The organism is Streptomyces sp. NPDC001137 (assembly GCF_040298885.1).
Taxonomy (GTDB): Bacteria; Actinomycetota; Actinomycetes; order Streptomycetales; family Streptomycetaceae; genus Streptomyces.
The window spans coordinates 33191-53374 of record NZ_JBEPBA010000032.1 but is presented as its reverse complement, the minus strand read 5'-3'; the positions used below and the strand labels follow the sequence as shown (position 1 = coordinate 53374).

Below are 20184 nucleotides of genomic sequence, written 5' to 3'. Positions count from 1 at the left end.
CGGAAGGTGGACCATGGGTCTCCTGAACAACCTGAAAGCCAAGCTCAGCCCGGCCAAGGACAAGGTCTCCGGCCTCGCGCAGCAGCACGGGGACAAGATCACGCACGGTCTGGACAAGGCCGCGAAGGTCGTCGACGAGAAGACCAAGGGCAAGTACCGGGACAAGATCCACACCGGGACCGGCAAGGCCAAGGGCGCCATGGACCGACTCGCGCACAAGGACGACACGGGGGCAGGCGGTGGCACGACCGCACCGCCCGACTCCCCGCCGCCTGCCTCCTGAACGGCACGGCACACCGACGGACGGCCGCGGAGCCCGAGGGCTCCCGGCCGTCCGCCGTTTTCCCCCGGGTCTCTACGACCAGGTCGCGACCATGTAGCCCACGCCGTACGGCGCGTCCTCGTACAGCAGCGCGCCCGCGAGGTCCGTGCCCTCGGCCGCGCCCGCGAGGACCTGCCAGCAAGCCCGGCCCGATGCCTTCAGCTCGGACGCCAGCTCGGTGTCCAGTGCCTTGAGGGCCGCCACGTCCGCCGCCCCCAGCGCACGTGCGACCTCCGCGTCGAAGGGCGCCGCGCGCTCGTCGAGGTAACCGGGGGCCTTGAGCGTGCGGCAGGCGCTGGCGTCGCCCATGACCAGCAGCGCCACCCGCTCGGCCCCGGCGGCGATGTCCCTCCCGGTTTGAATACACCGCTCGGCTGCCAGAGGTTCCCCCACACCGAGTCCCTCGATCGGGGCGGCGGACCAGCCGGTGCGCTGCAACAGCCACGCGGCCACCGCCAGCGAGGGCGGAAGCGACCGCTCCGACGCCGGCGGGGCAGGGGCTTCGGCCGCGGCGTGCTCGGCCCTGCCGAGCCGTACGTCCACGTCGACGCCGAAGCCGCGGAAGGAGCCCTGCGCGCCCTCGGGATACGTGCCCGGGCCGCTCTGCTCCGCGGGACCGACGACGACGAGCCGGTCGGGCCGGGCGGCCGCGAGCACGCCGACCGCGTCCGTGCACGCGGCACGCGCGACGTCCATTTCGGCGGCGGCACCCGCGGCGACCTCGGGCACGAGCAGCGGCGGGCAGGGACAGACTGCGGCGGCGACAAGCATGATCGGCAGGGTAACCCCGCCGACCGGCGCCGGACACCGCGCCGGGCGGAGCGGTCAGTCGCAGCCGCAGCCGCTCCCCGTGGCCACCGGCAGCGGCTCGGGCACACCGATCTTCGGCAGGCCCAGCAGGACGCCTGCGGGCTTCGCCGCCTCGGCCGCGTTGCGCTTCTCCCAGGCGTCCCCCGCGCGCGTGCGGCGCACGTCGAGGACGGCTCCCTCGGCGAGGAGGTGGTGCGGGGCGGCGTACGTTATCTCGACGGTGACCACGTCGCCGGGCCGCACCTCCTGCTCGGGCTTGGTGAAGTGGACCAGGCGGTTGTCGGGGGCACGGCCGGAGAGGCGGTGGGTGGCGCCGTCCTTGCGGCCCTCGCCCTCGGCGACCATCAGCTCCAGAGTGCGGCCGACCTGCTTCTTGTTCTCCTCCCAGGAGATCTCCTCCTGGAGGGCGACGAGACGCTCGTAACGCGCCTGGACGACCTCCTTCGGGATCTGGTTCTCCATCGTCGCGGCCGGGGTGCCGGGGCGCTTGGAGTACTGGAAGGTGAAGGCCTGCGCGAACCGCGCCTCACGGACGACGTGCAGGGTCTGCTCGAAGTCCTCCTCCGTCTCGCCCGGGAAGCCCACGATGATGTCGGTGGTGATCGCGGCGTGCGGGATGGCGGCGCGTACCTTCTCGATGATCCCGAGGTAGCGCTCCTGCCGGTAGGAGCGGCGCATCGCCTTCAGGACGGTGTCCGAGCCGGACTGCAGCGGCATGTGCAGCTGCGGCATCACGTTCGGGGTCTCGGCCATCGCCGCGATCACGTCGTCGGTGAAGTCGCGCGGGTGCGGGGAGGTGAAGCGGACGCGCTCCAGGCCCTCGATCTTGCCGCAGGCCCGCAGCAGCTTGCTGAAGGCCTCGCGGTCGCCGATGTCGGAGCCGTACGCGTTGACGTTCTGCCCGAGCAGGGTGATCTCGGAGACGCCCTCGGCGACCAGGGCCTCGATCTCGGCGAGGATGTCGCCGGTACGGCGGTCCTTCTCCTTGCCGCGCAGGGCCGGGACGATGCAGAAGGTGCAGGTGTTGTTGCAGCCGACGGAGATCGACACCCACGCCGCGTACGCGCTCTCGCGGCGCGTCGGCAGGGTGGAGGGGAACGCCTCCAGGGACTCGGCGATCTCGACCTGGGCCTCTTCCTGCACGCGCGCGCGTTCCAGCAGCACCGGCAGCTTACCGATGTTGTGCGTGCCGAAGACGACGTCCACCCAGGGCGCCTTCTTCACGATGGTGTCCTGGTCCTTCTGCGCGAGGCAGCCGCCGACCGCGATCTGCATCCCGGGCCGCGAGGCCTTCTTCGGCGCGAGACGGCCGAGGTTGCCGTACAGCCGGTTGTCGGCGTTCTCGCGGACGGCGCAGGTGTTGAAGACGACGACGTCGGCGTCGCCGTCGGAGCCCTCGGGCGCGCGCACGTACCCGGCCTCTTCGAGCAGCCCGGACAAGCGCTCGGAATCGTGGACGTTCATCTGGCACCCGTAGGTGCGGATTTCATAGGTCATAGATGATCGAACGTCCACTGCCGGGCTCCGGTCGCTGCTGCTGGTCATAGCTCAAGGGTAGGCGCTTCGCGGAGCCCCTTGCCCCGGCGCTTCTCTCCTCCGAGTTTCCGGCAGGGCACGAGACATCAACGGCATCGCGCCGGGCTGCCCTTCCTGTGCGGGTCTGACCACGGCGTGACGCAACTCGTCCCGGCTCATCGGGCCCGGGGAGACGGAGTTTGTGACACGGGATGCCACATAGGTATATCCGGAGGAGACTCGTCAAGAAGTACAGCACCGACGCGACTACGCCGAGAGCCCCCGAAGTTACAGCGAAACACGGAAATAGAAAGGATATGCCGATATGTCGCAGGTCGAGGAGGTCGTCTCTGCATGGGAGCGCATCGTCAGTTGGCTTCGAAAGCGCGCTCCGGCCAGTGCGGAGGCGCTTCGCCCGGGGGCTTCGGATGAGGAGATCGCACGCCTGAACGAGCAGCTGGGATTCGAAATCCCGGCCGTTCTTGAGATCTGGCTCCGCCTGAACAACGGGAGTACCGCGAAGGATTCCGCCAAGCCCATCCCCGGTGGCGGGATCGCCCGTCTGCCACACCGTGATTCGATCATATTCCCGGGCGGTATGAGGTTCCTCGGCTGCAAGGAGATCGCCAACCGGCGCGCAGAGTATCTGCACATTTCCCAAGACATCGGAGACAGTGATTATTGGAAGTCACCCTGGCTCCCCATCATGGAGAAGAGCGACACGCCTCACGGAATCATTCTGGATGCGCAGAACCCTCACGGTTCACCTCTTCTAAAATTCCGCGAGGGTGACTATCCGAGCTTCTTCCTGGCATCTCTCGGTGATTTTCTCCACCCTCTGTCCGATCTGCTGGAGACCGGTGAGGCGCCTGAGTCTGTCATGGAGTACGAGCGATTCTCCGTTGCCGAGGGAAGGATTTGCTGGACGACTTGATCGGCAGAGAGAAGCAAGATCCGGCGAGGCTGGAATGCGCCTCACCGGATCTTTTCGCACTGTCAGGCCGCCTCAGTTGGGCTTGGCCACGTCAAGCCAGTAGTCATCCTTGTCCATGACTCGGTTGTTCCGGCGGAAAGTCGGAAACAGAGACATGGACTGTGTGTTCTGGTTGTTGGACATACTGGAGCGTCCGCAGACTTCCTTCCAGGTCGCAAGGGGGTAGCGCAGGTCCGGGTGGAGCCGCCACAGGCCATCGGCGTCCTTCTTGGCGTAGGTCTGAAGGCAGTCGTCACCGGAGCCGACAGGGTTGGTGCCGCCCAGAGAGGTGGGCGTGCCGCCACTCTGGTACGTCTTGGCAAAGGCCAATTCGTCGCAGCTCGCCGTGTCTTCCAGCTTGGAGGAAAGCTCCGGGGAAAGCGTGATGTTCTGGTTGCGTTCCCAGCTGTCCGGGCACATGAGGTCCCTGTTGGCGTCGCTCTGCATCTTGTTCGGATTCGTCGGCGACATCACGTTGTCGCCGAGGAAGGTCAGGGGTTGGCCCTGGCCCTTGAGTCCGAGGTGGGCAGGCAGCATGTGTTGAACCAGCCATGCGTGGGCCGCCGCAGCCGGGAACTTCTGGGAGTTCATGACGTACGTCGGCTTGTAGTAGTCGAAGATGCAGCCGGGCGTTGCGGTGACGTTGGTGTCGCAGCGCAGTTCGGTGTATCGGTTGGTGCCGATGGCAGCGACGTTCTCCGACGGAACGTCCGCGACGAGGGCTCCGAGTTCCCACGTCATGCCGAGGAGGTCCACCGAGCGGGATTGTCCCCAGATCAGGCCTATTTGTATTTCCCCGACGTGCCGGTCTCCTGCTGCCCAGTCCCAGGTGGCAGAGGTGTTCCAGATCTGTTTGGTGGTGGTGCAGTCGATGGAGCAGACGCCGGCCGAGGTGATGGTGACGGGTGCTGTCGCTCCCACACCGGTCGCGGCGGTGGGGATGAGTTTCAGCATGGCGTTGGAGGTCGCGCTGTCGGAGTAGGCCTTGAGTTCGGCCTGCTCGTCGAACTCCATGGTGCCGATGATGGCTTGGTCCTGGTCGACGATGACGACGGTGACGTGGTCCTTGATACATGCCTCGGAACGGTTGACCCACTGCTGACCGTGGTTGAAGGGCTCGTCGTTGCACCAGGGGACGAAGCCGTTCGGGCGTTGCACGTTGACCGCCTTCACAGAGACGGCGGAGGTGGCGGACGGTCCGGCCGGCCCGCTTCCACCGATGACGCTCATGCTGACATCGGTCGGCGTCGTGACGTCCGCCGGCTGTACGGCGTTGACGTCGGGGTCGTGGAAGGTCAGGTCGGAGGGGATACCGCTGTAGTCACCGGGCACGAACGCAACGGCGTCATAGGCGACGTCCTTCTCGGCGGTGCCGTCCGGTGTGGAGTTGGACAGTTGCACCTCCGGCACCTGGTCTCTGAAGTTGTAGGCGCCAAGGGAGACCCAGCTGTTGTTCTGGGCACCCTGGTCGATGGTCTTGGTCACTGCACCGAACGGTGTAATGACCTTGTACGAGGCGTTGGAGACCTGCGCGCCCGTGTCGGGGATGTGCACGTAGACCTTGGCCTGGCTGCCGGAGATGGCCGAGTTCAGCTTCCAGTCACCGAGGATGGTCATGCGTCCCCCGTCGCCGCCCAGGTGGTCGGTGTCACGTGCGTGCGTGTACCAGAAGTGACCCTGGTAGCCGCCCCCGACCTGATGCAGGTCGGCCTTCGCGTCGAACTGGCCGAAACCGGGGCCGGTGGCGTACGGGTCGGGGTAGAACGTGAACTGGAACGATCCCTCCGTTGTGGTGCTGCCGCAGTCACTCCAGGTGTTGGTGCCCGCCGGCACGGACTGGACGACCTTCGCGCCAGAGGGCGCACCGGAGCAGACGGGCGTGCCGTACTGGAGGCGGTTTCCGCGTCCGGGCTCGTTGATCAGGGTCTGGTACTTGATGTTCTCGAAGCCGCAGCTGGTGGCGCAGTCGGACTTCCAGGTGGCGTTGGAGGCGTTCCACCAGTACTGGGTGTAGCAGGCGGCGTTGGGGCAGTTGGGCGGGTTGGCTGTGTCGCAGTTGTTCTTCGTGTTGCAGAAGGTGTCCAGCGGTGGCGAGACGTGGGCCCGGCGGTATTTCGCGCTGGACGGATCGATGACGGTCCCGAGGGTGCCGTTCCAGTAGGCGGGGCGGAAGCCGGCGGAGGAGAAGCCGGACTCGCCCGGCCAGTCCTGGCGGCCGGAGGTGGCGTAGGAGTGGCCGGTGTCGATGGACCAGGCGGCCCAGCCCATCACCTTCTCCTCGTAGGGCCACTTCTGCGGCTGTGCGGCGTCCTTGGCGGCCAGCGGGTCGAGGTCCGTGTTCATGAAGGCCAGCCGGGAGGCGGGATAGACGGGGTTGGCGGGGTTGTTGTACCAGCCCAGGCCCCAGTTGCCGTTGGTTCCCGCGTCCGCCTTCTTGTTGAAGCCGAGGTTGTAGTTCCACACGGCGGTGAACCAGTTCTCGGGCTTGGACGGGTCGTCGTTGTTCACGGCGATCGTCTGGCCGGACTCGTGGACCTCGTTCCATTTGTCGGCGAGGATGTGCAGCGAGGCGGCGATGTTGGTGGCGTAGTCGATGGCGACCGCGCGCTGGATGTTCGGGTCGAGAAGTTTTTCGCCGTCCTTTGCGTATCCGGCTTTGCGCATGCCGTCGGTGACCTGGCCGACGCCGTAGCCGCAGTCGGACTTGTTCCAGTTGATGGTCCAGAAGGAGGCGAGGGAGCCGCCGGTCTGGTGTCCGTAGAAGCCGTCGACGGCCGCGAGCGGATTGCCCATCTGGCCGGGGATGGCGCCCGATTCGGCCTGCCACAGGTTGGATTCCTGGGCAAGGATGCCCAGTTCGACCTGCGCGGGTATGCGTTGTCCGCTGCCGGTGTTCAGCGGCGGGACGGGGAACAGCCCCTGTGGGTCGATGGTGGAGATCCCGGTCTGGGAGCGCCAGCCGCCCTGGGTGAGGTAGCCGGAGCGCAGGTTGCCCCGGATGGCCATGTCCACGGCCCATTCGACCTGGTTGGGGGTCGGCTGGAGGGCCTGGGTGTCAACGTCGTTGCGGGGCACGGAGCACCAGCGGTCCGGGTCGACGGGGTCGTGCTCGATGCTGGTGGTGTCGGCGGACGTGGTCGGCAGACTCATGGTCGACATCTGCGGCTTGGCGGAGCCGGTCAGTGCCGGCGAGGGCCTGCCGCCCGCGGTGGTGCCGGGCTCGGCGACCTTCTGCTTCGTCTGCCTGCCCGTGCCGGGGACGGTGCCGTTGATGATCAGGGCATGGCTGATGCGGCCCGGAGTGGTCGCGGCTGCGGGTTCCTTGGTCGCGGTCTTGGTGAAGCCGCGGCCGGCGTTCTTGATGTTGTCGATGCCCGCCTGCACGGCCGGGGAGACCACCGGATCGACGGCCAGGCGTCCGCGGGTGGAGACGTCCGCGTCGGGTGAGACGTTCAGGGGCTTGATGCCGCTGGCCGCAAAGCCCTTGCCGTGGCTGGCCTTTCCGGTGAGGTAGACCGTGCCGTCCGTGCCCTGACGCAGGTTCATCGCGGTGATCCTGCCGCTCGCGACGGTCGTCCTCATGCCGTGCGCGTAGCTTTGAACGCTGGCGTCGGTGTTGCCGGTGCGGTCGATGTAAGTGACTGTGCCGTCGCCTGCCACACGGATGCCGTACGGGGCATGCTTCGTGGCCGCCAGCACGCCTGTCCTGCCCTTGCGGTCGACGTGGACGAGCCGGTTGCCGGCGGCGGCGATCACACCGTCCTTGGTGGGCACCGCAGAGGTGATCTCGCCCGTCACGGTGGTGTCCGCGACGGTGGCGCCCTTCGTGTTCACCGTGACCAGACGGGACTTGGCGTCCCGGAGCGCGGTGAAGACGGCGGTGTGTGTGGCAGGGTTGCAGGTCGGGTCGAAGTAGGCCAGGGACGCGGTGAACGGCAGCTTGGTGACACTGCCGTCATCGAGATTCACGATCGCCGTGAACCCGCCGCCCATCATCAGGTCCGGTTTGTTCGTGAAGGCTCGGGGAGCATAGGCGACGGCCGCGTGGTGGTCGTCCATGACGCACTGGTTGCCGATCCAGGTGTCGGCCGGAAGCTGAGGCTCGCTCAGCACCGTGACCGTCTTCCACACATAGGCGTTCTTGCTGTCCGCAACGAGCAGATGCAGTCCGTCGCTGTCGGCGGCGGTGGTCACGGCCCGGTCGGTAGAGGTCTTCCAGCCCTTGCCCAGAGCGGAGTCCGGGGTTTTGACGGCACCTTTCAGGGCTGTGTGCGCCGGTTTCGAGGCCGTGGGCACGGGCTTGGGGCTGGGTTTCGCGGTGGCGGGCTGGGCTTGTATGAGCCCTGACAAAGCCGCGGTGACGGCGAGGAGCGTCACCGTGCTTCGTCTATGACGGGTTATCACTTATCCCCCTTCTTCTTTACGCTAGTGATGCGGGCATGACACGTATGAGGGGACGCCTCCATAGATGACCGCGCCCATACGTACGCATCCGCGGCGACTGCCGTGATGTTCGTTTCGGACCGTCGGCCGGGTCAGCGATTGGGCGAGTAAACGGTGAAGACGCCGCCAACCGGTGTGGACCGGCTATGAAGTGACATCACTGTGGCTTCTCTTCTGCACGTCGGTGATGGTGATGCGGACCGTGCCGGGAGGCAGGCTGCTCACACCGCCGATCGTGGCCTGGGTCGCCATGGTGCGGTGGGGCTCCAGGCCGCCGCTGGTGACCACCCGCCTGAAGGACGTCTTGGCGGCGCCGTCGCCGAACTCCACGGTGAAGTACACGCTGTACATGGCGGTTTCGTGGCCATTGTTGGTGATGGTGAAAGGGACCTGCAGCAGCTTGTAGGGAAGCCGATGCGGGGTGTAGGCGTGAACTTCGCCGTGTTCGGCAGTGGCTGCCGGCTTGCCGTAGCCGAAGGCGCTCGGCGCCCGCGTTCCGGCAGGCTGCGGAGTGACGAGCGTGGTGGGCAGTGGCCCATGATTCGACGACGGCTGCGATTCGGTGCTGGAAGCACTGGAGGTTTGCGTGGCGTGCAGGACGCCGTAGACCCCAGCACCAGCGAGGACGGCGGCTACGGCGGCTCCGGGCAAGATGCGGCGCAGACGTGGCATGGCTTTCCTACTTCCGGTCGACGAGGGGAGCGAACTCATCGCCGCAGTGACGGCGAATGCGCCTGCGGTGGTCTTCGCGCGTAGCGAGATGAGCTTCAAGAAAGTTCCCCCCTCCCCCTGGTCCGGCGTACCCAAGGTTCGCCGAAGACCCGATCAGGCAACTGGGCAGCCCAGTTGCCGGACCCGCGCACTCCACATCGGCCTGATTCCGAGAATTCCGTGAGAAGACCGCGAGGCCGTCGGGACGCTAACACGGCATGCTCATGACGTTCGATCATTTTTGCGATTTCATGGGCGGAGAGCGACAGGCGGTCTTCCTGCTGCTCACATGCCCGTCACCGAGCGCCCGTCGCGGCCCCCGCTCCGACGCCGCTGGGGGTCGAAGACCCATGCAAGCGTCTCGCCGGCCGTATGCGGACAGCTGTGCCAGACAGGGCTTCACGTACGAGCGTGTGGCCCGAGCCTCGAGAGGCCGGCCCCCGCGATGGTCCGGCCCCGTCGTGGGTCGATCGGCCGATGGACGACTGACGGCCCCCTCGCTCGCCGTCGAGGGCCGATCGGACGGCAGACGGGAGACGGCAGACCGCAAACGGCCCCCTCGACAGGCCGCCGCGGGAACGCAGGCACGTCCGACACCTGGGGCGACTGACTCAGGCCGCCGCAAGACTCACTCACCGTCGTGAATCGATCAGCCGGCGGACGACTGACGGCTCCGCCAACCGCCCGCTGCGGGAGGCACGCGCGTCGGACCCCCATGGGGCGAGCCGTTGGCCGGCCGCCGCGAAGCTCGTGCACCGCCGCGCGCTCATCAGCCGTTGAACGGCGGACCGTGCGCTCCCAGCACCGCGCGTACATCAGTCGCTGGACGGCAGGCCGGCCCCTCGGCAGCACCGCCCGCTCATCAGTCGCCGGACGGCGGACCGGCCCCTCGGCAGCACCGCCCGCTCATCAGTCGCTGGACGGCGGACCGGCCCCTCGGCAGCACCGCCCGCTCATCAGTCGCCGGACGGCGGACCGGGCCCCTGGCGGCACCGCCGCAAGGCCTCATATGCCGTCGGGCGCCCACCCCTGTCGGCGCAGTACCGCCGACACGTCCGGGGCCTCGTAGTGGTCGCCCTTGAGGACCTTGCCGTCGGCGCGGCGGGTGACCAGGCCGTCGGGACCCAGCTTGGTCATGTTGGAGCGGTGGATCTCGGCGATCACCGCGTCGAGGTCGATGCCGTGGACGAGGGCCGTGCCGTAGGCCACGTAGACGACGTCGGCCAGTTCGTGGGCGAGTTTGTCGAGCGGGCCGGTGACCGAGACCTCCGCGACCTCGGCGGCCTCCTCCGCGAGCAGTTCTCCACGGTGGGCGGCCAGCGCGGGCGACACCTCAGTGGGCGTACTGCGGGCGTCGAGCCCGACGGCGAGGTGGAATTGGCGAACCAGGTCGGCGGGCGAAGCACTCATACGGCCACTGTATCGACCGCCACTGACAACGCCCGGTCGTGATCCCGTTGTGACCCCTCCCCTGGTCAGCAGCCCTGGTCAGCACCGCGTTCCGGCTGGCAGGATCCCTCGCATGTCCCAGATGTTCCCCCGGATCGGCAGACGTCGCGCCCTGCAGGGCGCGGCTGCCGGCGTCGTCGCGCTCGGGTTGCTGCTGTGGTGGCTGCTGCCCCTGGGCGAGGCCCCTCCGAGCGGAACGATCACGATCAGCACGGGTACGCAGGCCGGGGTGTACCAGCAGTACGGCAAGCTGCTGCGCACGGCGCTCGACAACGACATGCCGGACCTGAAGGTGAAGCTGCTGACCAGCCACGGCTCCCAGGAGAACGTCAGACGCGTGGCGACCGGCAAGGCCGACTTCACCATCGCCGCGGCCGACGCGGTGGAGACGTACGAGCTCGCCGGCCACAACCCCGGCGCCGACCAGCTGCGCGGTGTCGCCCGTCTGTACGACGACTACGTACAGCTCGTCGTCCCGCGCGACTCCGACGTCCAGTCCGTCGCGGACCTCAAGGGCAAGCGGGTGGCCATCGGGCCGCCCAGCTCAGGTGTGCGGCTGATCGCCAACCGAGTGCTCAAGGCGGCCGGCATCGACGCGACGAAGGACATCACGCCGTTCGCCGACGGCATCGACACCGGGCCGGACCGGCTGAAACACGGCAAGATCGATGCGTTCTTCTGGTCGGGCGGGCTGCCCACTCAGGGGCTGCAGAAGCTCGCCGACACCTTCACCTTCCGGTTCGTGCCGATCACGCCCGACCTCGTCGCCGAGCTGCACAAACACGACCGTGCCACCCGCTACTACCGCGCCACGAACATGCCGGAGTCCGCCTACCCCAGCATCCAGGGAGGGTTCGCCGTGCCTACGCTGGCCGTGTCCAACCTGCTGATGACGCGCAAGGACATGGACCCCCGGCTCACCGAGTGGATGACCCGCACCGTGATCAGGAGCCGGGACGGCATCGGCACGAGGGTCCACTCCGCGCAGCTCGTCGACCTGCGCACGGCCATTTACACCGACCCACTGGCCCTGCACGAGGGCGCCCGGCGCTACTACCGCTCGGTCAAGCCGTAGCCGTTCCGCCTGCCCCTTCGGCCAGCCCGTGGCCGTTCCACCCCTTCGGTCAAGCCGTGGCCGTTCCGTCCCGTGGGTCGAGCCTGATCGGTATCGCCCCTCGGTCAGACCGCAGGGCTGTTCCTCGGCACGGACACCGTCACCGTGAGCCCGTGCGGCTCGTGACGGCCGTACGAGATCGAGCCGCCACCCGCGGCGAGCAGCGTGCGCGAGATGGACAGACCGAGCCCGGATCCCTTGATGTTCTGATGGCGGCTGCTGCGCCAGAAGCGGTCGCCGACGCGGGCGAGTTCCTCGTCGGTCAGGCCGGGGCCGTTGTCGGTGACCACGACCGTCGAGGTGTCCCCGTCGGCCGCGACCGTGACCTCGACGCACTCGTCCTCCGGCGTGAACTTGACCGCGTTGTCGATCACCGCGTCGAGCGCACTGGAGAGCGTGACCGGGTCGGCCCATGCGGTGGTCGGCGGGCAGTTTCCCACCAGGCGGACACCCTTGGCCTCGGCGGTCGGTGTCCAGGCCGCGACGCGCTCGGCGGTCAGCGCGCCGATGTCGGTGATCCGCAGGTCTGCCTCGGTGTGCTCGGCCAGGGCCAGGTCGAGCAGGTCGTCGAGGACCTCAGCGAGGCGCTTGCCCTCGGTGCGGACCGATGCGATCTCCTCATTGTCCTCCGGCAGTTCGAGAGCGAGCAGTTCGATGCGCAGCAGCAGCGCCGCGAGGGGGTTGCGCAGCTGGTGCGAGGCGTCGGCGACGAAGGCGCGCTGCTGCTCCAACACGTCCTCGACGTTGTCCGCCATCTCGTTGAACGAGCGGGCCAGGCGCCGGAGTTCCGGAGGACCGCCGGCCGCCGCCACCCGGGACTTCAGACGGCCGCTCGCGATCGCGTGAGTGGTGGCGTCCAGCACGCGTACCGGCCTGAGCACCCAGCCGGTCAGCCGGAGCGCGGCGCCGACGGCCAGCAGCATCGCGGCGATCTCACCGACACCGATGACCAGCCAGCCGTGCAGGACCCGCGAACGCAGCGCCCCGGTCGGCGAGTCGGTGACGACGACCGCCACGACATCACCGTCCCGGATGACCGGTGAGGCGACGACCAGACGGTGGCGCTGCCAGGGCCACACCTGCTTGGGGTCGTGGCTGCGGCGGCTGAGCAGGGCCTCGGCGAAGGCATCGCGCACCTCGCCCTGGTCGGGGAGGAAGAAGGACTGCGGCGCCTGCGCCATGGGGATGTCGGTACGGCAGAACACCCCGGCCCGGATGCCGTAGACGCCGTAGTAGCTGGCGAGTTCACTGCGCAGGGTCTCCAGCCGCTCGTCCGTGGACGTACGCGTGGAGCTGCAGGCGTCGGTGACGAACTGGGCGAGGGACGCGAAGCGCGCCGTGTCGTCGATCCGGTCGACGACGACCTTCTGCTGCTGGGCGGAGGCCACGCTCACGGCGAGCGGGATACCGAGCGCGAGCAGCACGGCCGCCATCAGGACGATCAGCAGCGGAAGAAGACGAGTACGCACCCGTGCACGCTACGAGGACGGGGCGACAAGCCGGTAACCGACGCCGCGTACGGTCTCGATGAGGGCCGGCATGCGCAGCTTGGCGCGCAGGGACGCGACGTGCACCTCCAGGGTGCGTCCGGTCCCCTCCCAGCTGGTGCGCCACACCTCGCTGATGATCTGCTCCCGGCGGAAGACGACCCCGGGGCGCTGCGCGAGGAGGGCGAGAAGATCGAACTCCTTACGGGTCAGTTGGACAACCGAACCGTCCACGCTGACCTGCCGGGTGGGCAGTTCGATGAGCATCGACCCGAGGCGCAGCTCGTGGTCGCCGCCCGTCCCCGCGTCCTCGTGGACGCTGCGCCGGCTGACGGCGTGGATACGGGCGAGCAGTTCCCCGGTGTCGTACGGCTTCACCACGTAGTCGTCGGCGCCGAGGTTGAGGCCGTGGATGCGGGAGCGGACGTCGGAGCGCGCAGTGACCATGATCACCGGGGTGCTGGTGCGCTTGCGGATCTTGCCGCAGACCTCGTAGCCGTCCTGGTCGGGCAGGCCCAGGTCGAGCAGGACGACGCCGAAGCCGTCGCCCTCCGGAACGAGCGCCTGGAGAGCTTCCTCGCCGCTACGCGCGTGCGTGACGTCGAAACCGTGCCGCGCCAGAACCGCAGAAAGAGCGGCGGCGACATGGTTGTCGTCCTCGACGAGGAGCAGTCTCATCCGGGCCTCCTTCGGTTCATCGGACGTACGATCGGGGTGGGTACAAAACGCCTGGCACGCGCGCGTGCACCAAGGCAGTCACGCTGATTGACGAGTGCGCCGTCAAGTGGGTTCCGGTTGCGAGCCGCTTTAGTTACCCGGCCGAGACCGACCCCCTCGCAACTGCTACGACATGTGTCCGATTGCTATCGGATCGTGATGCTCAGATTCCCCTCAGATGTAATGACGCTGGTGGAACGGGGTTACTACTGTCCTCCGAAACCGAGGAGGACGGAGCCCGATAGCGATGACCGAAGTATCGGTGGCCAAGGAAGATGTGGCCGCGACCGGCGAACTGGTCGTCCTGAAGAGCGTCAACAAGCACTTCGGCGCGTTGCACGTACTCCAGGACATCGACCTGACGATCGCCCGCGGCGAGGTCGTCGTGGTCATCGGGCCCTCCGGGTCCGGTAAGTCCACCCTCTGCCGCACCATCAACCGCCTGGAGACAGTCGACTCGGGCTCGATCACGATCGACGGCAAGGCGCTGCCCCAGGAGGGCAAGGAGCTGGCCCGGCTGCGCGCCGACGTCGGCATGGTCTTCCAGTCCTTCAACCTTTTCGCGCACAAAACCGTGCTCGAGAACGTGATGCTGGGCCAGATCAAGGTCCGCAAGGCCGACAAGAAGAAGGCCGAGGAGAAGGCCCGGGCCCTGCTCGACCGGGTCGGCGTCGCCACCCAGGCGGACAAGTACCCCGCACAGCTCTCCGGCGGCCAGCAGCAGCGCGTCGCCATCGCCCGGGCCCTGGCCATGGACCCGAAGGTCATGCTCTTCGACGAGCCGACCTCGGCCCTCGACCCGGAGATGATCAACGAGGTCCTCGAGGTCATGCAGCAGCTCGCCCGCGACGGCATGACCATGATCGTCGTCACCCATGAGATGGGCTTCGCACGATCGGCTGCAAACCGCGTGGTGTTCATGGCGGACGGCCGGATCGTCGAGGAGGCTGCGCCGGACCAGTTCTTCAGCAATCCGCGCAGCGACCGCGCCAAGGACTTCCTGTCGAAGATCCTCCACCACTGACGCCTCGCCCCGCTCAGCCGGTCACCGCCGACCCTCATCTCTTCACCAGCCAAAGGATGTTCACCATGAAGCTCCGCAAGGTCACCGCCGCTTCGGCCGCCGTGCTCGCCCTCGCTGTGGGGGCCACGGCGTGTGGTTCCAGCAACAACGACAGCAGCAGCAGTTCGTCCGGTGGCGGCAAGAAGATCAAGATCGGCATCAAGTACGACCAGCCCGGCATCGGTCTGAAGGAGCCGAACGGCAGCTTCTCCGGTTTCGACGTGGACGTGGCGACCTACGTGGCCGGCAAGCTGGGCTACAAGCCGAACCAGATCGATTTCGTCGAGACCAAGAGCGCCGACCGCGAGAACGCGCTCCAGCGCGGCGACGTCAAGTTCATCGTGGCCTCGTACTCGATCACCGACGAGCGCAAGCAGAAGGTCGACTTCGCCGGTCCCTACTTCCTGGCCCACCAGGACCTGCTGGTCAAGAAGGACTCGAAGATCACCAAGGGCACGGACCTCAACGGCAAGAAGCTGTGCTCCGTGACCGGCTCCACCTCGGCACAGAACGTCCAGAAGACGATCGCCCCCAAGGCGAACCTCAAGGAGAACAGCGGCTACTCGGAGTGCGTCGCCAGCCTCCAGAGCGGTGCCGTCGACGCGCTGACCACGGACGACTCGATCCTCGCGGGCTACGCCGCGCAGTCCCAGTACAAGGGCCAGTTCAAGCTCCTCGGGCTCAAGCTCAGCAACGAGAACTACGGCATCGGCGTGAAGAAGGGTGACACCGCGACCCTCAACAAGATCAACGACGCTCTGAAGAGCATGGTCAGCGACGGCACCTGGAAGAAGGACGTCGAGAAGAACTTCGGCCCGGCCAACTACAAGTACGAGCCGGCCCCGCAGATCGGCCAGATCGTCAAGTAAGGCAAGGGCGGCCCAGGGCCACCGCAGGGTTCCACAGGGGCGCGCCGTCGCCCGTCGCGATCACGGCGGCGGCGCGCCACGCCCTCCTCGTACGCCACACACCCGGAAGCGCGGGAGATCGTGTTCGACTTTCTTCATGGTTATGACGTCCTGGGGGCGTTCTGGATGACGGTGAAACTCACCGCCCTCTCCGCCCTCGGCTCCCTGATCTGGGGCACCCTGCTGGCCGCGATGCGGGTCAGCCCGGTCCCGCTGATGCGCGGGTTCGGCACCGCCTACGTCAACATCGTCCGGAACATCCCCCTGACGGTCATCATCGTCTTCAACTCGCTCGGCCTCGCCGACATCTTCGGCGTGACGCTGGGCGCCTCCGACTTCAAGGTGCAGGGCTTCAGGCTGGCGGTGCTCGGTTTCATCGCCTACACCGCGGCCTTCGTCTGCGAGGCGCTGCGCTCCGGCATCAACACGGTGCCGCTGGGACAGGCCGAGGCGGCCCGTGCCATCGGGCTGAGCTTCAGCCAGACCCTCCGGCTCATCGTGCTGCCGCAGGCGTTCCGCGCGGTCATCGGCCCGCTGGCCAACGTACTGATCGCCCTGACCAAGAACACCACCGTGGCGGCCGCGATCGGCGTGGCCGAGGCCGCCGCTCTGATGAAGACGATGATCGAGAACGAGGCCCAGACGCTGCTCATCGGCGCGGTCTTCGCCTTCGGCTTCGTGGTTCTGACCCTTCCCACCGGCCTCATCCTGGGCTGGCTGGGCAAGCGACTGGCGGTGAAGCGATGACCTCGATCCTCTACGACGCCCCCGGCCCCCGGGCCAAGCGGCGCAACGTCCTCCTGTCGGTGGTCTTCGTCGTCCTGCTCGCCGTGCTGGTGTGGTGGATCTGGCGGACGATGGACGACAAGGGCCAGCTGAAGTGGGTCCTGTGGCAGCCGTTCACCACGTCCGAGGCGTGGACGACGTATCTCCTCCCGGGCCTCGGCAACACCCTGAAGGCCGCCGCACTCTCCATGATCATCGCCCTCCCGCTGGGCGCCTTCTTCGGCATCGCACGCATGTCGGACCACCGGTGGGTGCGGGTGCCCGCCGCAGTCGTGGTCGAGTTCTTCCGCTCGATCCCGGTGCTCCTGCTGATGCTGTTCGCGAACGAGTTCTACGCCCGCTCCACGAACGTCACCACCGAGGACCGGCCCCTGTACGCGGTCGTCACCGGCCTCGTGCTCTACAACGCCTCGGTCCTCGCCGAGATCGTCCGGGCCGGCATCCTGGCGCTCCCCAAGGGGCAGACGGAAGCCGCCTACGCGATCGGTCTGCGCAAGGGCCAGACGATGACCAGCATCCTGCTCCCGCAGGCGGTGACGGCGATGCTGCCCGCCATCGTCAGCCAGCTGGTGGTCATCGTGAAGGACACCGCGCTGGGCGGCGTGATGATCGGCTACTCGGAGCTGCTCAGCGCGCGCAGCACGTTCGCGGCCAACTACGCCAATGTCATCCAGAGCTTCGTCGGCGTGGCAGTCATCTTCATCATCGTCAACTTCCTCCTCACCAGCTTCGCAAGCTGGCTGGAAGGCAGGCTGCGGCGCAGCAAGCGGGGCACGGGCGCGGTCCTCGCCGAGGACGCGGTGGAGGTCAACCCGGCCGCGGTGGGCGGCTCCTTCGGGACCGGCGCCGGCGACTCGATCTGATGATCGGCCAAGTGGTGTGAACGACACGGAGGCAGTGGCATGATCGCCACTGCCTCCGTCGCTTGACGCAAACCCCGCCAATGGGTTGCATACGTTCTGTGATCGTGCACCCTGCTCCAACTTCCTGTTCACATACGTCCGTCAGGACGCCGCCACGAGCAGGGGGCGCCGCGCCGTGGACCCGGTGATCATCGTCGGCGCGGGACCCGTCGGGCTCACGCTCGCCCTGGCGTTGGCCCGTCAGGAAGTGCCCTGCGTCGTGCTGGACGAGGGGCCGGGCAAGGACGAACCGCGCCCCGCGCGCACCGTGGTCCTGCGCGAGGACACCGCCGCCCTGATGGAGCGGCTGAGCGGACAGCCGCTCGCGCAGTACGGGGCCCGCTGGGCCGGATGGCGGTCGATGCGACGCAAGCAGGTGATGCGCGAGGTCACTTTCGGCGGCGAAGACCCCGCCCCGCTGCACATCGCCCAGCACGTCCTGACGGGCGCCCTGCGCTCCGCCCTGGCCACCGAGCCGCTCGTCGAGGTCGCCGTCGACAGCCGCCTCGACACCGTCGAGCAGGAGGCCTCGGGGGTCACCGCCCACACCCGCGGCCCCAGGGGCACCTGGTGGCGCGGCAGTTACCTGGTCGGCTGCGACGGCCCGCGCTCCACCGTGCGCAAACTCCAGGACATCCGCTTCCCGGGCCGTACGGCGGTGGAGCGGCACGCCGTGGCCGCGTTGCGCACGGAACTTCCGTGGGCGGACGAGGCGATGCTCCACCGGATGCCGCCGTGGCGGACGTCCGGACCCTCGGCCGGGGAGGTCACCGCCCGCCCCCTCCCGGACGGCGTGTGGCGCCTGGACTGGCTGCTGCCGCCGGGCAAGGACCTGGTCACGCCCGAGCTGCTGCTGGCCCGCATCCGGGAGACGCTGGCAGGCTGGACCGGGGGCCCGACACCGCCGTACGAACTCCTCGACACCGGAGTCCACACGGTCCACCACCGTCTGGCCCGCCGCTGGCGGGTGGGAAGGGTCTTCCTCGCCGGGGACGCGGCGCACCTGCTCGGCGCGCTGGGCGCGCAGGGACTCGACGAGGGGCTCAGGGACGCCGACAACCTGGCCTGGAAGCTGGCGCTCGCCTGGCACCACGGCCCGCACCAGGCGCTGCTCGACAGCTACCAGGCGGAGCGGCGCGGGGTCGTCGCGGGTCGGCTGCGCGCCGCCGACCAGGCCCTGCCGCTGCTGCGCGGCGGCGGAGGGCTGCGCGCATACGTGCCCGGCTCGGCCCGCGGCCACGACGCGCTGCTCACGGACGGTCATCTGGGGCGCGGAGCACTCGGTGCGCCGGGGGCGTACGCCGCTTCCCCGCTCGCTCCCCGGCGCCTCGAGGCCGAGGTCCCCGTGGACACGGCTCCCGGCGAGCCGGTCACCGATGTGCGGGTCACCGCGGAGGACGGCACTTTCGTACAGCTGCGGGACCGGCTCGGGCGCGGAGCCCTGCTGGTGGTGCTGATCGCGCCGGGCACGGCGGTGTGGGACCGCAAGCACTGGATGTCCGCCGGGATCATGCCCCGTCTGGCGGCCGCGGTGGCCGCGCTGCCGCACCGCGCCGAGCTGCTGGTCGCGGAGAGCTACCCCGGTGCGGCCGCTCACACCGTGCTGCTGGTACGCCCGGACGGGCACCTGGTCACGGCACTGGGCGGAGTGCATCCGGCCGAGCTCTACTCGGCGGCGGAGGCGACACTGGGGGGACCGGCGAAGGCGGAGGCCACGGCCGGCTCCCCCTCGAAGTGACCGTACTCACCGTCACCCTGTGGTCCACATAGTGACGGTGAGTTGACCGCTCGCGCCGTCAATGGTGTACTCCGGATCGTGACCGACACCTATGTGCGCCTGTGGCGGAGGGTCCATATGGACCTCGTCCGCTATGCGGGCTGCGTGTGTCGTCCGTCCTGCTGAATTCGCATCCCTCTTCCCGCGCGCGCCTTCCAGTGCTGCCGCGCGCCCCGCGAACGCTTCTTCAGGACGGTGCCACGTGTCTGTCTCCCCTTCCGCCCCTCCCTCTGCCGCCGGAGCCGTGCAGGCTCCGACACAGGCGGACCTCCTCGACTTCGTACGTCGTACGGCCGCAGACGCCGAGCTGATCGCCTCCCTCCCGCTGGATCCCGAGGGCCGCACCTGGGTGCGCCTGGAGGGGCCCGGCGGCAGTGAGGCCTGGCTGATCGGCTGGCCGCCCGGGACGGGCACCGGCTGGCACGACCACGCCGAGTCCGTCGGCGCCTTCGTGACGGCGGCCGGTGAGCTCAAGGAGAACTCGCTCGCCGCCCGGCTGCCCGCCGACGGCTGGAAGACCCTGGAACTCACCGACGGCGTGGACCGGGAGCGGCAGCTGCCGGCTGGCAAGGGGCGTGCCTTCGGCCGCCACCATGTCCACGAGGTGCTCAACGAGTCCACCCACCGGCACGCGGTCTCCGTCCACGCCTACTACCCGCCCCTGCCGCAGATCCGCCGCTACAGCCGCGTGGGCCAGGTCCTGCGCCTGGAGCAGGTCGAGCGCCCGGAGGACTGGCAGTGAGCGGCGACGGTCCGGTCGGCGGGCACGTGGGCGGTGCGGGTGAACAGCCCCTCGGCATCGACGAGCTCCTGGAGCGGGTCCGCGCGGGCTACGAGCGGATCGAGCCGAAGGAGGCGTACGACGCCGCCCGCGCCGGTGAGGCACTCCTGGTCGACATCCGATACGCCGCCCTGCGTGAACAGGACGGCCTGATCCCCGGCGCCCTGGTCGTCGAGCGCAACGAGCTGGAGTGGCGCCTCGACCCGCAGGGCAGCCACCGCGTGCCCGAGGCCACGAGTCACGAGGTACGGGTCGTGGTGATCTGCAACGAGGGGTACGCATCGAGCCTCGCGGCGGCATCGCTGCACAGTTTGGGGCTGGGACGGGCCACGGATCTGGTCGGCGGGTTCCAGGCGTGGAAGGCGGCGGGACTGCCGGTGACGTCATAGGCGGTCGGCGATCGGTCGGCGCCGGCGCCGGTACTCC

General features: G+C 68.4%; 18 protein-coding genes. 11 read left to right on the top strand and 7 right to left on the bottom strand.

Annotation, left to right across the window (positions count from 1 at the left end; genetic code table 11):
- The first annotated feature begins 13 nt into the window (after positions 1–13).
- Positions 14–283 carry an antitoxin gene (locus ABT254_RS41070; protein ID WP_351482462.1) on the top strand — a complete coding sequence of 90 codons (270 nt, stop codon included), beginning with the start codon at positions 14–16 and terminating at the stop codon, positions 281–283.
- Positions 284–355: 72 nt separating this feature from the next.
- Here the strand turns inward: ABT254_RS41070 and ABT254_RS41065 are convergent, their stop codons facing one another.
- Positions 356–1093, bottom strand: a complete 738-nt coding sequence (locus ABT254_RS41065) for a class III extradiol dioxygenase subunit B-like domain-containing protein (RefSeq protein ID WP_351482460.1) — start codon at positions 1091–1093, stop codon at positions 356–358.
- A 54-nt stretch (positions 1094–1147) separates the two neighbouring features.
- A complete protein-coding gene (gene miaB / locus ABT254_RS41060) occupies positions 1148–2677 on the bottom strand; it encodes a tRNA (N6-isopentenyl adenosine(37)-C2)-methylthiotransferase MiaB (RefSeq protein ID WP_351482459.1) in 1530 nt (509 codons plus the stop codon).
- A 295-nt stretch (positions 2678–2972) separates the two neighbouring features.
- On the opposite strand from miaB, the gene ABT254_RS41055 reads away from it, so the two are divergent.
- A complete protein-coding gene (locus ABT254_RS41055; protein ID WP_351482457.1) occupies positions 2973–3581 on the top strand; it encodes an SMI1/KNR4 family protein in 609 nt (202 codons plus the stop codon).
- Positions 3582–3653: 72 nt separating this feature from the next.
- Here ABT254_RS41055 and ABT254_RS41050 read toward each other — a convergent pair whose 3' ends face one another.
- The 3 genes from ABT254_RS41050 to ABT254_RS41040 form a co-directional block, all read right to left on the bottom strand.
- Complete coding sequence (locus ABT254_RS41050) at positions 3654–7814, bottom strand: golvesin C-terminal-like domain-containing protein (RefSeq protein WP_351482455.1); 4161 nt, start codon at positions 7812–7814, stop codon at positions 3654–3656.
- Positions 7815–8207: 393 nt separating this feature from the next.
- Positions 8208–8834, bottom strand: a complete 627-nt coding sequence (locus ABT254_RS41045; protein ID WP_351482453.1) for a hypothetical protein — start codon at positions 8832–8834, stop codon at positions 8208–8210.
- Positions 8835–9779: 945 nt separating this feature from the next.
- The gene (locus ABT254_RS41040) at positions 9780–10184 is read right to left on the bottom strand and encodes a pyrophosphohydrolase domain-containing protein (protein WP_351482450.1); all 405 of its coding nucleotides are present in this window, start codon (positions 10182–10184) and stop codon (positions 9780–9782) included.
- Positions 10185–10296: 112 nt separating this feature from the next.
- Between ABT254_RS41040 and ABT254_RS41035 the strand changes: the two genes are divergently transcribed.
- Complete coding sequence (locus tag ABT254_RS41035) at positions 10297–11298, top strand: TAXI family TRAP transporter solute-binding subunit (RefSeq protein ID WP_351482448.1); 1002 nt, start codon at positions 10297–10299, stop codon at positions 11296–11298.
- Positions 11299–11402: 104 nt separating this feature from the next.
- Here ABT254_RS41035 and ABT254_RS41030 read toward each other — a convergent pair whose 3' ends face one another.
- Positions 11403–12806 (bottom strand): sensor histidine kinase, encoded by a 1404-nt coding sequence (locus ABT254_RS41030; protein WP_351482446.1) that lies wholly within the window; start codon positions 12804–12806, stop codon positions 11403–11405.
- 9 nt (positions 12807–12815) lie between these two features.
- Entirely contained in the window at positions 12816–13502 is a 687-nt protein-coding gene (locus tag ABT254_RS41025; RefSeq protein ID WP_351482444.1) for a response regulator transcription factor, read from the bottom strand.
- A gap of 286 nt (positions 13503–13788) precedes the next feature.
- Here ABT254_RS41025 and ABT254_RS41020 point away from each other — a divergent pair, with 286 nt between their 5' ends.
- The 8 genes from ABT254_RS41020 to ABT254_RS40985 all read left to right on the top strand — a co-directional run bounded on the left by ABT254_RS41020 (position 13789) and on the right by ABT254_RS40985 (position 20147).
- Positions 13789–14565: an amino acid ABC transporter ATP-binding protein gene (locus ABT254_RS41020; protein ID WP_030947272.1), complete on the top strand. Its 777-nt coding sequence runs from the start codon at positions 13789–13791 to the stop codon at positions 14563–14565.
- Between the two features lie 65 nt (positions 14566–14630).
- Entirely contained in the window at positions 14631–15473 is an 843-nt protein-coding gene (locus tag ABT254_RS41015) for a glutamate ABC transporter substrate-binding protein (RefSeq protein ID WP_351482441.1), read from the top strand.
- A 120-nt stretch (positions 15474–15593) separates the two neighbouring features.
- Positions 15594–16259 carry an amino acid ABC transporter permease gene (locus ABT254_RS41010; RefSeq protein ID WP_351482438.1) on the top strand — a complete coding sequence of 222 codons (666 nt, stop codon included), beginning with the start codon at positions 15594–15596 and terminating at the stop codon, positions 16257–16259.
- Positions 16256–17161, top strand: coding sequence for an amino acid ABC transporter permease (locus tag ABT254_RS41005; RefSeq protein WP_351482436.1), 906 nt, complete (start codon positions 16256–16258; stop codon positions 17159–17161). Before ABT254_RS41010 ends, ABT254_RS41005 begins: the two co-directional genes overlap by 4 nt.
- A gap of 175 nt (positions 17162–17336) precedes the next feature.
- Positions 17337–18938 carry an FAD-dependent monooxygenase gene (locus ABT254_RS41000; protein WP_351482433.1) on the top strand — a complete coding sequence of 534 codons (1602 nt, stop codon included), beginning with the start codon at positions 17337–17339 and terminating at the stop codon, positions 18936–18938.
- Between the two features lie 78 nt (positions 18939–19016).
- On the top strand, positions 19017–19103 hold the full coding sequence (locus ABT254_RS40995; protein WP_351482515.1) for a putative leader peptide: 87 nt from the start codon (positions 19017–19019) through the stop codon (positions 19101–19103).
- 76 nt (positions 19104–19179) lie between these two features.
- Positions 19180–19719: a cupin domain-containing protein gene (locus ABT254_RS40990; RefSeq protein WP_351482430.1), complete on the top strand. Its 540-nt coding sequence runs from the start codon at positions 19180–19182 to the stop codon at positions 19717–19719.
- Entirely contained in the window at positions 19716–20147 is a 432-nt protein-coding gene (locus ABT254_RS40985; RefSeq protein WP_351482427.1) for a rhodanese-like domain-containing protein, read from the top strand. The genes ABT254_RS40990 and ABT254_RS40985 overlap by 4 nt, the downstream gene beginning before the upstream one ends.
- Positions 20148–20184: the final 37 nt, after the last annotated feature.